The following is a 12961-nucleotide window of genomic DNA, read 5'->3' as shown; positions in this document are numbered from 1 at the left end:
TGACTGAGATTTACGGGTAAAATGAATATACGATAACTAAAAAACGTCACAGTAACTAAACGATTGGTCGTCTAGTTACTGTGACGTTTTCACTTACCACAAATCCTTAACCCAACTGGTCCTCAGGTTCGCCCTTATCAGCCGTATCGTGGTCCTGGCTGTCGTCGTCTTTGGGCTTCTTTTCCGGGAACAACTTGAACATGACCTTGTTGAAGTAGTCCGAAGCGTAGCCGATGACGAAGATGCCCATGAACATTGAGGCCAGCAGTTCAAAGCAAAACATCGGCCAGCTCTTGATGGTGATGTTGGAGATGATCAGCATGGTCGTCCCCCAAGTGATCAGCCAAGCCGGCACCTCGGTGAACGGCAGGATGGTCCCCTGTAAGAAGAGGGCGGCAAACGTCAAGATACCAAACATCACGGACGAGGCCACCAGCCCAGAGATCCAAGACACGTGTAGCAGGGAGAAGGCCATCAGCCCCCAGATGAGGCCCAGGCAGAAACTCAACAGAATATTCCAGATCTTATCCTTCGGGAAGCCGGCACCGAAGAAGTAGGAGACCGCAATGAAGGCGGCAGCACCCATCCACAGTGAAAAGCCAGTCATGATCAAGCTGTAAACGATGGTGAACCCACCAACGCCGATGGAGTCGAACCAAACTTTTTTACTAATTTTCATGATGTGATTTCCCCTTTACTAGTTAGCGCTTCCATTTCGTAGTCAGAGTTACAGTGTATCTGATTCTAGGAAACAGCGCAAGGACTTTAGGTAAAACGTTTAAACCCAAAATGAGGCGGGCCTTCAACCCCTTGGTTTTGGCCCAGCCTCTTTTAGGAGCGTCACACCCCAATCACTCAATTTTTTAATCCCCCGGACAGCGGGTATGACGCGGTTAACGTTTTAGAAATGCGTCAAGCGTGGTGACTCAACCTTGATGTCTTCTGGATTGCCTTCGCGGCCTGGTTTCATCACAACTTCACCAGTCGAGATGGCGCCCACTGGGCAGACCAGGTTGCACAGGTGGCAGCCGACACATTTGTCGGTATCGACCGTTGGGCGGCGGGCTTCCTCATTCCATTGGATAGCTTGGTGCGCCCCGTCGAAGCAAGAGATGTAGCAACGGCCACAGCCAATGCACTTGTCCCAGTCGATCTTTGGGTAAACCTTGTAGTCCCGGTTCAGAGATTCAACGGGTACGATGCTCTTGTTGGCCACGCCGATGATGTCGGACAGGTGGTCAACCCCTTGTTCTTCCATGTAGTGCATCAACCCGTTCTTCATGTCTTCCACGATCCGGTAGCCGTATTGCATGACGGAGGTAGTGACTTGCAGGGTGGTTGCGCCTAACAGGAGGAATTCAGCGGCGTCTTGCCAGGTTTCGATCCCACCGATCCCGGAGATTGGCAGTTGTTCCATGCCGGCAGCTTCCCGTAATTGTTGGATGAAGCGTAAGGCGATTGGCTTAACGGCTTTCCCGGAGAAACCGGAGATGGAGCCCTTGCCGTCAACCGTTGGTAAGGCCGTCTTGCGGTCGATGTCTAAGTTGGCGATGGACTTCACGGTGTTGATGGTGGCAATCCCATCGGCTCCGCCATCTAGGCTGGCTTTGGCAGCGGGCACCATGTCGGTGATGTTCGGCGTCATCTTGGCCAGGATTGGCAAATCAGTTCCGCGACGAACGGCGGCACAGTACTTCTTGACCAGTTCAGGGTTGGTCCCGACGTCAGAACCCATTTCGTGTGAGGTCATTTGCGGGCAAGACAGGTTCATTTCGATCATGTCGGCCTTGGCTTCCGTGACCAATTGGGCCAGTTCTTCCCAGTCTTGTTCGTTGGTCCCCATGATGGAAGCGATGATGATCTTGGTGGGGTAGTTTTCCTTTAACTTCTTCAGGTCATGCAGGTTGTCTTCCAAGGAGTGTTCGGCAATCTGTTCCATGTTCTTGAACCCAACGAACGGGGTGCCTTCCTTGGTCAGTTCGTCAAACCGGGGCGACACTTCATCAACTTTAAAGTGCTTAGGGCCAATCGTCTTGAACGCGACTCCAGCCCAGCCTTCATCAAAGGCCTTGGCACACATTTCGTAACAGTTACCTACTGGTGAAGAGGATAGGAGAAACGGATTTTCAAAATGTACGCCTAAGAAATCTACGGATAAGTCTTTTTTAATCATTATTCGTTACCTCCTACCAAATCGGCTTCTTTTGCGGAACCCATAATCATTTTATCCATTTGTTCTGCGACTTCCTTACCCTTGCGAACGGCCCAAACCACGGTCTTGTCGCCTTGGGCAATGTCACCCGTGACGAAGACTTTTGGATCGGCGGTGCCGTAACCAGCGTAAGGGACTTCTTCGTTCTTATCGATGGTGATGCCCAGGTTAGCGGCGTTGACGCGTTGGCCGACTGCCAAGATGATCTTGTCGGACTTGATGGTCATTTCACTATCGATGTGACGGTGCTTGAAGGTGACTTCATTGCCGTTTACAGCGGTTGGTACGTAGCCGTCGACGATAGTAACGCCGGCTTCACGCGTGCCCTTGAGTTCCTTCTTGGAGGCTTTGAATTCGTCAAATTCTTCGTAGGCCATGTCAGTCACGTTCTTGACGTTTAAGCGACGTAAGGTTGTGGCCACGTCCATGGCCACGTCCCCACCACCAACGACAACGGCATTTTCTGGCAAGTCGGTGATGTTACCCTTGGCTTCTTTGACGCGGGCCAAGAAGCCGACCGCCGTTTCCACGTTTTCGTTGTCAGCAAACATCGGTAAGACCTTGCTTTCACTGGCCCCAACGGCGATAACAACGGCGTCATTGTTGGCCTTCAGCTCGTCCATCATGATGTCTTTGCCGACCGTGGTGTTGTAGTGGATGTTGGCACCCAAGTTGACGATCCGCTTGATTTCGTATTCAACGATGTCGTTTGGCAGCCGGTATTCAGGAATTCCGTAGGTCAGGTAACCGCCGGCCTTTTCTGCTTTTTCGTAAATATCAACGGCGTAACCCTTGGTCAACATGGTCGTGGCAACTTGTAAGCCGGCAGGACCACTACCGACGATGGCGATGTGGTGGCCGTTGGACTTGCCTTGCTTTAAGATATCCATCTTAGCGGCTTGTTCAAAGTCGGTGACGTAGCGTTGAATCCCACCAATATCAATGGGGCAGTCAATGCCGGTCCGGGAGCAAGCCAGTTCACAGTATTTTTCGGTCGGGCAAACGCGGGCACAAATGGCACCCAAGGCGTTGTTTTCCCGAATTGTTTCGGCAGCGCCCTTCACGTTGTTGAAGCGCACGCTGCGGATGAAGCGCGCTGGATCAGTGTCAGCGGGGCAGGCCTTGGAACATGGTGCGTCGTGGCAAAGTAAGCAACGCGCAGCTTCTTCCATCACCGTGGTCATAGTGTATCCTGGGGCTTCTGTTTCATATTTTTTAGTCATGCTGATACCCTCACTATCTTTTTTTGATTTGGTTGATTGCCATAATGATGAGGCCCGTGACGGTTGGGATGAACTTGGTTAAGTACCTTGTTATTTCTTTCACGTGCCTTGAACACTTAGAGAATAGCATGTCTCGCAACTCGGGTAAAAAATTCCCGGCAATTCTCCCGGATATTCGTGAAAATACCGGGTTTTTATATACGATTCTATATTAAAAAAACACCCCCATTTGGCATAATTGAGGGTTTTGCCTAATAGTTGGCGGCGGCAAAATGCCGTGAAAACGTGATTTAACAAGGATTCGCCGAATTTTAGCGAAAATTGGCAAAGTTTTCCATGTCATTTTGGCATAAAATACTGGCGGCATTTTATTCCTGGATTTATGCAGGGTTTTGGGGGAGTGGGTATATTTTGGCGAGCGGAGCGTTCATGCCAGCGGAAATCGGGGGATTGTGGTTAAATGGAATCGGATAGACTAAGTGAAGGTCGGTGGACAACTTGACGGATGAGATGAATTTACTGGTGACCCTGAACGCGGGCTACTTGGCGCCGCTGAAGGTGATGCTGTACTCGGTACACGCCAATAACCCGGGCGAACGGATTCACTTGTGGTTACTGCACGCGTCACTGACGTCGTCGGAAGTGGCGTCAGTGCGGCAGCTCACGGACAGCTTTGGCTGGTCGTTCAGCAATGAACAAGTAACCACGGATTTTGCGGCGGGGGTGCCCTTGATCAAGCGGTACCCCAAGGAAATGTACTTTCGACTGCTGAGCGGGCAAATTTTGCCGCCAACGGTCAAGCGCGTGATCTACTCGGATCCAGACGTCTTGGTTATCAACCCGTTGCGGCCACTGTGGACGCTTGATTTGCAAGGGAAGATGTTGGCGGCGGCCGTCCATCGCGGCGTGACCAAGCTGGTGGACGGCCTGAATCAGCTGCGGCTGGGCACGACGACGGCCTATTTCAATTCTGGCGTGCTGGTGATCGACCTCGACCAGGCGCGAGCCAAAATCAAGCTCGGCGACATCACCGCGGCGATTCAGCAGTACGAAAGCGAGCTGATCTTGCCGGACCAAGACATTCTAAACTTCCTGTACGGTGCGGACATTTTGGAGATTCCTGAGGAGATCTGGAACTACGACACGCGCAAATATGTCGTCTACCAGACCCGCAGCCTGAACGCCCACGAGATTCACTGGGTGATGGCCCACACGGTGGTGCTGCACTACTGCGGTACGCCCAAGCCGTGGGAAGCGGCCAGCGACAGCAAGTTCACCGGGCTGTTCTTGCACTATCAGCAGCAGTTGGCACGGGACAAGAGTGTGACGACGGGCGGTTAACTGGCGAGCATTAACGGTGCTAGGCGGATAATCCCGGTCCTGGATTATTTGTCTAGCAGTGTTAAGCGGAACCAGTTGCCTGTTGGCGCACGTTTCGGCCATGAGGCCACTTCGAGACCGCCCTTTGGCTCGGCCCGCCCCAGCGTTCCAACCCATATTTGGCGAACGGTAGGCGGCCAGTTCCCGCTACGAAGTGGTCAACAACGAGTGCTAACGTCAAGAGTCTCATGGTAATCATTTAACCGCTAACAACAAAGTCGTCGTGACCACAATCCTTCCGGGATGCGGCCACGACGGCTTTGTTTATGATGAGTGATGCTGTTCCATTTGGTGTTTTTTCAACTGCTGCTTGGCGGCGCAATCGTACTCGCACGCCGGACAGCTGCCAGCCTTGGATTTTTTCAGGTGGCGGTAGAGCACGACGCCCGCGCCGCCGATGATGATGGCTACGATGAGAATGTTGAGGAACAAGGACATAGTCAGGACTCCTTTTTTAAATGAACAGTGAACCGACCTGGTAAATGAGTAGCGCCGCCAGGTAGGCGATCACGGTACTGGAGACCACCGAGTACAGCGCCCATTTCTTCGAGTTGGTCTCGGCCTTGATGGCTGCCAACGTCGCGAAGCACGGGGCGTAGATCAGGATGAAGACCAGTAGCGCGTAGGCCGACAGCGGGGTGAACAGCGAGCTGAACGTGGCGATCAGGCCCGTTTGCCCGCTCAGATGAAAGAGCACGATCATGCTGGAACTGATGACTTCCTTGGCGAGCACACCGGTCATCAGGGCACTGATCGTTTGCCACGAGGTGATGCCGATGGGCCGGAAGAGGGGTAGCACGAATTGGCCAATTGCCGCGGAGAAACTTTGGTCGATGTTGGTCACGATACCGCTAGGCCCCAGATTGGACAACAACCAGATCAGCACGGTGCCGCCGAAGATGACGGTGCCGGCCTTGCGGATGAAGCCCTTGCCCTTTTCCCAGGTGCCCATGGCGATGATGTCCGGTCGTGGCACGTGGTATTTGGGCAGCTCGATAATGAAGACCGTGTTTTCGCGAATCTTAAAGACCCACTGATAGATCTTGGCCATCAGGAGGGCCACCGCGATGCCCAAGAAGTACAAAGACAAGACGATCAGCGCCTGGTTACGCTGGAAGAAGGCGGCGACGAACAGGCCGTAGATCGGCAGGCGCGCCGAACAGCTCATGAATGGCGAAATCAGCGTGGTGACCAGCCGCTCCTTGGGTTGTTCGATGGTGCGGGCGGCCATGATACCGGTCACGTTACAGCCAAAGCCGATGATCAGCGGGATGAAGGCCTTGCCGTTGAGGCCGATCAGCTGCATCAGCCGATCGGTCACCAGCGCCGCACGAGCCATGTAGCCGGAATCCTCCAGCACGGAGATGCAGGCGAACAAGACGAAGATTTGTGGGATGAAGCTCAAGACCCCGCCAACCCCGGCGATAATGCCGTCCACGATCAGGGATTTCAGGAAGGGGATGGCGCCGACGCTAGTCAGAAACTGGTTGGCTGTGACGGATAGCGGACCGGAAATAAAGGCGTCCAGCCCATCCGACAGCGGCGTGCCGATCCAATCGAAGGATAATTTGAACATTAACAGGAATATACCCACGAAAATGGGCAAGCCCAAGACAGGGTGGGTCACGATGCGGTCGATCTTGGCCGTGAGATTGGCGTTGGACACCTCGTGTAAGTATTTGGTGGTGGCCGTCAGCGTGTCGTCGATGAAGGCCAGGCGTGTTTGGAAAATCTGCTCCTCAAAGTTCTGGTCGTCGTAGGCTTGCTGGTGGCGCAACAAGGGCTGTAAGTGGTGCTTGTTGGCGTAACGGCGCACGATTTGGTTGCGGTTCAGATACTGGATCGCCAGCCAATTGGCGAAGGCCGGCGTCAGCTGATAGTCTGTGACCAGTGCCTGACTGGCCTGGGTGATGGCGGCTTGCACGGCCGTGGGATAGGCCAGGTGTAGCGGTTGCGTGGCGGTCGGCGGCGTGGCCAACAGTTCTTGGCGCAGCTGATCCAGGCCCGATTTCTTCCGGGCGTTGGTGGCGCGCACCTGACAGCCCAGGCGCTTCGCCAGTTCGGCGAAATCGTAGCTGATGCCGTTAGCCTTGAGGTCGTCGATCATGTTCAACGCCAGGACCACCGGCCGGCCGAATTCCAGCAACTCAATGGACAACAACAGGTTGCGCTTGAGCTGACTGGCGTTGGTGACGTTTAAGATCATATCCGGCGAGTCGTTGAGCAGGTAGTTACAGGCCACCGCCTCGTCCTTGGTGATCGGTGTCAGTGAGTAGATGCCCGGCAGGTCGACCACCACCATTTCCGAGTGGCGAATGCGGCCGAGCTTCTTGTCCACGGTGACCCCCTCCCAGTTACCGACGTAGGCGTATTTATCCGTCAGCTCGTTAAAGAGCGTGGTCTTGCCAGTATTTGGATTTCCTAAGAGGGCAACGGTGGTCATGCTATTGCCCCCCTAGTAGTGATTGGAAAACGACGTAGCGAATGCCGATCTTCTGTTGGTCGAATTCGACGATGACGGGGCCGTGAAACGGATATTCCCGCAAAACAGTGAGTTGACTGCCGGGATGGATGCCGAGGTTTTGTAAACGATGGGCCGTCTGACCATCGAGTTGGCGCATTTGCTGAACGGTAACGATCGGATAGGCTGATTCTGAATAACGGAGTTGCATGCTCATCAGGCCTTTCAAATGAAATACTTTCTGATTAATTGGTTCTAGCTTACCATGTAAGCACTTTCACATATATTAGGGAAATGCCTAATATTATTCCAGGAATATTCTGCCTATAATAATGTCAAGCGCTTACAAAGAGCGGCCTAGAGCGAAACACTCTGGAATAATTTTATGCACACTTCACGGAATATGCGGGCATAATTTGTGAAAATCGCACAAAGCCGTCAATGACAAGACGCCTTAACAGTGAATTTCATACCTAATGGAGGTTGATGGATAATGGCAACACTAGAAATCAAAGATTTACACGTTGAAGTGACCGATGAGGAAAACCAAACGGCTAAAGAAATTTTAAAAGGGGTCAACTTGACCATGAAGACCGGCGAGATTCACGCCATCATGGGGCCGAACGGGACTGGTAAATCAACGTTGTCACAAACCATTATGGGTCAGCCGGCCTACCACGTGACGCAAGGCGACATTCTGTTGAACGGTGAAAGCATCGTGGACATGCCGGTCGATGAACGGGCCCGCAAAGGCTTGTTCCTGGCGATGCAGTATCCGGCTGAGATTCAAGGCGTCACCAACGCGGAATTCCTACGGGCGGCAGTCAATGCCCGGCGGCCCAAGGATGACCAGATCTCGGTCATGAATTTCTTGAAGGAACTCGATAAGAACCTCGACATTTTGGATATGAGCGAAGCCATGACGGAACGTTACTTGAACGAAGGCTTCTCCGGCGGGGAAAAGAAACGTAACGAGATTCTCCAACTGTTGATGATCAAGCCGTCATTTGCTCTGCTAGATGAAATCGATTCGGGCTTGGACATCGATGCGCTGAAGGTGGTCTCCAAAGGGGTCAACGCCATGCGCGGCGACAACTTCGGGTCCATGATCATCACCCACTACCAACGCCTGTTGAACTACATCGTCCCTGACGTGGTTCACATCATGATGGGCGGGCGCATCGTCAAGACCGGCGACGCTTCATTGGCCGAACGGTTGGAAAAGGAAGGTTACGCCGGGTTACGTGATGATTTGAACATCGACGTAGCCCTCGTGGATGAAGATTAGGGGGTGGCAAAATGGATACCATGGAAACGCAATCGCAAACGGCGACGGCTATCCAAACCGCTGCCCAGCAACACAATGAGCCCATGTGGTTGATTCACAAACGCTTGGCGGCCTTGGCGCAAATGCCAGACCTGCCAATGCCGCGGGTCCAACGCTTCAACTACCGCGACTGGGCCATGATGCCTGACACCTTGGCTTGGCGACAGTCCGCTACTGAGCTGGCCGCTACCGCTGAAAGTGACTGCCAGATCGTGCAGGTCGGCCAGACCACGGTGCGGGTCAATTTGCCCGAAAGTTTACAAGAACAAGGCGTCATCTTGACCGACATCTTCACGGCGGCCCGCGAGTATCCGGACCTGGTCCAAGCGGCCTTCATGACCAAAGCCATCCAGGCCAACGAAAACCGTTTGGCCAGCTACCACACGGCTTACCTGAACGCCGGGGTCTTCTTGTACGTTCCGGATAACGTGGTGATCACCGACCCCGTCGACGTGCAACTGGTCCAGGACAACACACAAGACCAGCCGCTGGTCTCACACGTCTTGGCCGTGGCCGGCCGCAACGCCGAATTTTCAATCAACCAGCATTTGACGACGGTGGGCGACCAGACCAACTTGGCCAATTGCCTGCTGGAAGTCGTGGCCCACGCCAACAGTCACGTGACTATCGCGGCCTTGGATGAGCTGGGACCGCAGACGCTGGCTTACGTGGAACGCCGGGCCTACGCGGATGACAATGCCGTGGTCAATTGGGCCGTCGGGTTCATGAACGAAGGCGACACGATCGGCAACTTCGATACGGAGCTGAACGGCAACGGCGCCCAGGCTGACGCCAAGGTCATCGCCATCACCGACCACGATCAACGGATGGGCGTGAACACCAAGATCACCAACCGCGGCAAGCATACCAACGGCAACATCCTGCAGCGGGGCGTCATCTTAGAGCAGTCCGAACTGGTCTACAACGGGATTGGCGACATCATTCACGGGGCCGCGGGGTCCGAGGCCGAACAGGAAAACCGGCTGTTGATGATGTCGAGCGAGGCGCACGGCAACGCCAACCCAATCCTGTTGATCGATGAAAACGACGTGATGGCTGGTCATGCCGCCAGTGTCGGACAGGTCGACGAACAACAGCTCTACTACCTGATGAGTCGGGGCCTGGAACGCGAAACGGCCGAACGCCTGGTCATCCGGGGCTTCCTGGGGGCCGTGCTCAGTGCCATTCCGGCCCAGGCCGTTCGCCAACAGTTAATTGCTATCATTGAAAGGAAACTTGAAAATGGCCGCTAACACCTTAGATATTCGCAAAGATTTTCCCATCTTAAATCAACAGGTCAACGATGAGCAGTTGGTCTATTTGGATAACGCCGCCACGGCACAACGGCCCACGGCGGTGACCGACAGCCTGATCCATTTCTACCAGACGGACAACGCCAACGTCCACCGCGGCGTGCACACCCTGGCCGAACGGGCGACCGAGGACTATGAGAACGCTCGGGTCAAGGTCCAACACTTCATCAACGCGGCCGAATCCGCCGAGGTCATCTTCACCAAGGGGACCACGGATGGCCTGAACCTGGTGGCCAGCACCTATGGCGAGCAGGTCATCCAGGCTGGCGATGAGATCGTCATCTCCATCATGGAGCACCACAGTAACCTGATTCCCTGGCAACAGTTGGCCATCAAAAAACACGCCACGCTCAAGTACATTGGGCTGACGGCCGACGGTGAACTTGACATGGCCGACGCGGCTGACAAGATCACCGACAAGACCAAGATCGTGGCCATCGCCCATGCCAGCAATGTCTTGGGGACGCTCAATCCCCTGGCAGACCTGGCCAAATTGGCCCACCAACACGGGGCCATCATCGTGGGCGACGGGGCCCAAGCCGTGCCACATCACCCGGTCGACGTGCAGGCGTTAGACGTTGATTTCTACGCCTTTTCCGGACACAAGATGATGGGCCCGACTGGCATCGGCGCGCTGTACGGCAAACGCGCGTTGTTAGAACAGATGCCACCGTATCAATTTGGGGGCGAAATGATCGACTTCGTGCACCAACAGGACAGTACTTGGGCACAACTGCCGTATAAGTTCGAGGCTGGCACCCAAAACATCGCTGGCGCCGTGGGCTTAGGGAGTGCCGTGGACTACCTGAGTGACATCGGGATGGCCAACGTCGCCGCTCACGAACAAGCGATTGTCGATTACTTATTACCCAAGCTCGTGGCGGATCCGGACCTAGCAGTCTATGGCCCACACGATCCCGCCAAACATACCGGCGTGATTGCCTTTAACGTCAAGGGCATTCACCCGCACGACATTGCGACCGCCTTAGACATGGAGGGCGTGGCCGTGCGCGCCGGGCATCACTGTGCGCAACCACTAATGACTTATTTAGGATTGGTTGCGACGGCCCGCGCCAGCTTTTATCTTTACAATACCAAGCAGGACGCTGATCGCTTACTAGTCGCCCTGGCCGAAACAAAGGAGTTCTTCAATCATGGGGCTGTCAAAGCTGAATAGTTTGTACCGGGAAGTCATCTTGGATCACGCGGATCACCCCCGACACAAGCACGACCTCGCAACAAGTACCAATACCATTACTCTGAAAAATCCCACCTGTGGCGACGTGATCAATCTGTCGATTCAGTTGGACGATCAGGAGAAAATTCAAGACATCGGCTTTAGCGGCGACGGCTGCACCATCAGTCAATCCTCCGCCAGCATGATGACCGATGCCGTAATGGGCAAGGACAAGGAGACCGCCTTGCGGATGGCCAAGACCTTTTCCGACATGGTGATGGGCACCAAGCACCCGCAAGCAGACCTCGATGAATTGGGGGATGCCGCCATTTTGTCCAGTATCATGAGTTTTCCGGCCCGCATCAAATGTGCCACGCTAGCTTGGTGGGCCTTACAGCGGGCGTTGTTAGAAGAGACGCCGACAGATGAGGAGGAAGCATAATGTCAACGATGCCAGAAGAAGTGGTCCAAGATAAGGACTACGAGTTTGGATTCCACGATGATATTCAACCCGCCTATTCGACGGGCCGGGGCTTAACGGAACAAACGGTGCGCGAGATCTCCGCGGCCAAGCACGAACCCCAGTGGATGCTGGAATACCGGCTCAACGCCTACGAAATTTACAAGAAATTACCGATGCCCAAATACGGTCCGGACCTGTCCGGCTTGGATCTCAAGGACATGTTGTACTACCAGAAAATGACGGACAAAAAGTACCGTGACTGGAACGATGTGCCGGCCGACCTGAAGAAGACCTTCGATCGGTTGGGGGTTCCGGAAGCCGAACGGCAATACCTGGCCGGCTCATCAGCGCAATACGAATCAGAAGTGGTCTACCACAACATGCGCGATGACTTTGCCAAGCTGGGCATCATTTTCACGGATACCGACACGGCATTGCGGGAATACCCCGAACTGTTCAAGAAGTGGTTTGGCAAGCTGGTCAAGCCAACCGACAATAAGTTTGCGGCCTTGAACGCGGCCGTTTGGTCCGGCGGCTCATTTATCTACGTGCCCAAGGGTGTCCAAACCAAGACGCCGATCCAGTCGTACTTCCGATTGAACTCGGAAAACTCTGGGCAGTTCGAACGGACCTTGATCATCGTGGAACCCGGCGCGCGCGTCGATTACGTGGAAGGCTGTACCGCCCCGAATTACTCGTCGGACAGTCTGCACGCGGCCGTGGTGGAAGTCAACGTCGAAAAGGACGCCTACTGCCGCTACACCACGATTCAAAACTGGTCGGACAACGTGTACAGCCTGGAAACCAAGCGGGCTGCCGCCGCGGAAAACGCGACGATGGAATGGGTCGATGGCAACTTGGGCTCCAAGGTCACGATGAAGTACCCATCCGTTTATTTGAACGGTGAAGGCGCGCGCGGGACCATGTTATCGATCGCCGTGGCCAGCAACAACATCCACCAAGACTCCGGCGCACGGATGATCCACAACGCCAAGAACACGTCGAGTACCATCGTGTCCAAGTCAATCTCGAAGACCGGGGGCTCCACGGACTACCGCGGGACGGTGCGCTTTGGCCGCCACTCGGATGGCTCCAAGGCCCACGTTGAATGTGACACCATCATCATGGATGACCAGTCGTCATCGGATACGATTCCGTACAACGAGATCTCAAACGCCAACGTTTCCATGGAACACGAGGCCAAGGTCTCTAAGATTTCCGAAGAGCAGTTGTACTACCTGATGAGTCGCGGGATCTCCGAGGCCAAGGCGACCGAAATGATCGTCATGGGCTTCGTGGAACCCTTTACCAAGCAATTACCTATGGAATACGCGGTCGAATTGAACCGCCTGATCAGTTTTGAAATGGAAGGGTCCATCGGTTAAACCGGACCACGAAAACGAGG

General features: G+C 54.4%; 12 protein-coding genes. 6 read left to right on the top strand and 6 right to left on the bottom strand.

Translation table 11 applies throughout. The features are described from left to right. Positions 1–106: 106 nt before the first annotated feature. From LKH74_RS06820 to LKH74_RS06810, 3 genes are all read right to left on the bottom strand, one after another. Positions 107–679: a DUF1097 domain-containing protein gene (locus LKH74_RS06820; RefSeq protein WP_135368351.1), complete on the bottom strand. Its 573-nt coding sequence runs from the start codon at positions 677–679 to the stop codon at positions 107–109. A gap of 222 nt (positions 680–901) precedes the next feature. Further along, positions 902–2173 carry an NAD-dependent dihydropyrimidine dehydrogenase subunit PreA gene (gene preA / locus LKH74_RS06815; RefSeq protein ID WP_135368352.1) on the bottom strand — a complete coding sequence of 424 codons (1272 nt, stop codon included), beginning with the start codon at positions 2171–2173 and terminating at the stop codon, positions 902–904. Continuing rightward, on the bottom strand, positions 2173–3435 hold the full coding sequence (locus LKH74_RS06810) for an FAD-dependent oxidoreductase (protein WP_135368353.1): 1263 nt from the start codon (positions 3433–3435) through the stop codon (positions 2173–2175). The genes preA and LKH74_RS06810 overlap by 1 nt, the downstream gene beginning before the upstream one ends. A gap of 489 nt (positions 3436–3924) precedes the next feature. On the opposite strand from LKH74_RS06810, the gene LKH74_RS06805 reads away from it, so the two are divergent. Beyond that, on the top strand, positions 3925–4776 hold the full coding sequence (locus LKH74_RS06805; RefSeq protein ID WP_287788808.1) for a glycosyltransferase family 8 protein: 852 nt from the start codon (positions 3925–3927) through the stop codon (positions 4774–4776). A 303-nt stretch (positions 4777–5079) separates the two neighbouring features. Here the strand turns inward: LKH74_RS06805 and LKH74_RS06800 are convergent, their stop codons facing one another. Genes LKH74_RS06800 through LKH74_RS06790 form a run of 3 tightly spaced genes read right to left on the bottom strand, consistent with a single transcriptional unit; the run spans position 5080 to position 7505 of the window. Beyond that, complete coding sequence (locus LKH74_RS06800; protein ID WP_135368355.1) at positions 5080–5253, bottom strand: FeoB-associated Cys-rich membrane protein; 174 nt, start codon at positions 5251–5253, stop codon at positions 5080–5082. A 16-nt stretch (positions 5254–5269) separates the two neighbouring features. Further along, entirely contained in the window at positions 5270–7258 is a 1989-nt protein-coding gene (gene feoB, locus LKH74_RS06795) for a ferrous iron transport protein B (RefSeq protein ID WP_287788807.1), read from the bottom strand. Between the two features lies 1 nt (position 7259). Continuing rightward, complete coding sequence (locus tag LKH74_RS06790; RefSeq protein WP_404819922.1) at positions 7260–7505, bottom strand: FeoA family protein; 246 nt, start codon at positions 7503–7505, stop codon at positions 7260–7262. 264 nt (positions 7506–7769) lie between these two features. Between LKH74_RS06790 and sufC the strand changes: the two genes are divergently transcribed. Genes sufC through sufB form a run of 5 tightly spaced genes read left to right on the top strand, consistent with a single transcriptional unit; the run spans position 7770 to position 12941 of the window. Beyond that, the gene (gene sufC / locus LKH74_RS06785) at positions 7770–8564 is read left to right on the top strand and encodes a Fe-S cluster assembly ATPase SufC (RefSeq protein ID WP_287788805.1); all 795 of its coding nucleotides are present in this window, start codon (positions 7770–7772) and stop codon (positions 8562–8564) included. A gap of 20 nt (positions 8565–8584) precedes the next feature. After that, entirely contained in the window at positions 8585–9856 is a 1272-nt protein-coding gene (gene sufD, locus LKH74_RS06780; protein ID WP_434737654.1) for a Fe-S cluster assembly protein SufD, read from the top strand. Next, complete coding sequence (locus LKH74_RS06775) at positions 9846–11093, top strand: cysteine desulfurase (RefSeq protein WP_287788803.1); 1248 nt, start codon at positions 9846–9848, stop codon at positions 11091–11093. Before sufD ends, LKH74_RS06775 begins: the two co-directional genes overlap by 11 nt. After that, a complete protein-coding gene (gene sufU, locus LKH74_RS06770) occupies positions 11071–11535 on the top strand; it encodes a Fe-S cluster assembly sulfur transfer protein SufU (RefSeq protein WP_135368360.1) in 465 nt (154 codons plus the stop codon). The genes LKH74_RS06775 and sufU overlap by 23 nt, the downstream gene beginning before the upstream one ends. Beyond that, positions 11535–12941: a Fe-S cluster assembly protein SufB gene (sufB, locus tag LKH74_RS06765; RefSeq protein WP_135368361.1), complete on the top strand. Its 1407-nt coding sequence runs from the start codon at positions 11535–11537 to the stop codon at positions 12939–12941. The genes sufU and sufB overlap by 1 nt, the downstream gene beginning before the upstream one ends. Positions 12942–12961: the final 20 nt, after the last annotated feature.

Source organism: Levilactobacillus sp., from assembly GCF_022646225.1.
GTDB classification, from domain to species: Bacteria; Bacillota; Bacilli; order Lactobacillales; family Lactobacillaceae; genus Levilactobacillus; species Levilactobacillus suantsaiihabitans.
The sequence above is the reverse complement of the archived record's forward strand: the minus strand, read 5'-3'. Positions and strand labels throughout refer to the sequence as shown.

Excerpts from the sequence above, each read along its gene's own strand:
- sufB (WP_135368361.1), top strand. The coding sequence starts at position 11,535 with ATGTCAACGATGCCAGAAGAAGTGGTCCAAGATAAGGACTACGAGTTT.
- feoB (WP_287788807.1), bottom strand. The coding sequence starts at position 7,258 with ATGACCACCGTTGCCCTCTTAGGAAATCCAAATACTGGCAAGACCACG.
- LKH74_RS06810 (WP_135368353.1), bottom strand. The coding sequence starts at position 3,435 with ATGACTAAAAAATATGAAACAGAAGCCCCAGGATACACTATGACCACG.
- sufU (WP_135368360.1), top strand. The coding sequence starts at position 11,071 with ATGGGGCTGTCAAAGCTGAATAGTTTGTACCGGGAAGTCATCTTGGAT.
- LKH74_RS06820 (WP_135368351.1), bottom strand. The coding sequence starts at position 679 with ATGAAAATTAGTAAAAAAGTTTGGTTCGACTCCATCGGCGTTGGTGGG.
- LKH74_RS06775 (WP_287788803.1), top strand. The coding sequence starts at position 9,846 with ATGGCCGCTAACACCTTAGATATTCGCAAAGATTTTCCCATCTTAAAT.
- preA (WP_135368352.1), bottom strand. The coding sequence starts at position 2,173 with ATGATTAAAAAAGACTTATCCGTAGATTTCTTAGGCGTACATTTTGAA.
- sufC (WP_287788805.1), top strand. The coding sequence starts at position 7,770 with ATGGCAACACTAGAAATCAAAGATTTACACGTTGAAGTGACCGATGAG.
- LKH74_RS06800 (WP_135368355.1), bottom strand. The coding sequence starts at position 5,253 with ATGTCCTTGTTCCTCAACATTCTCATCGTAGCCATCATCATCGGCGGC.
- sufD (WP_434737654.1), top strand. The coding sequence starts at position 8,585 with ATGGAAACGCAATCGCAAACGGCGACGGCTATCCAAACCGCTGCCCAG.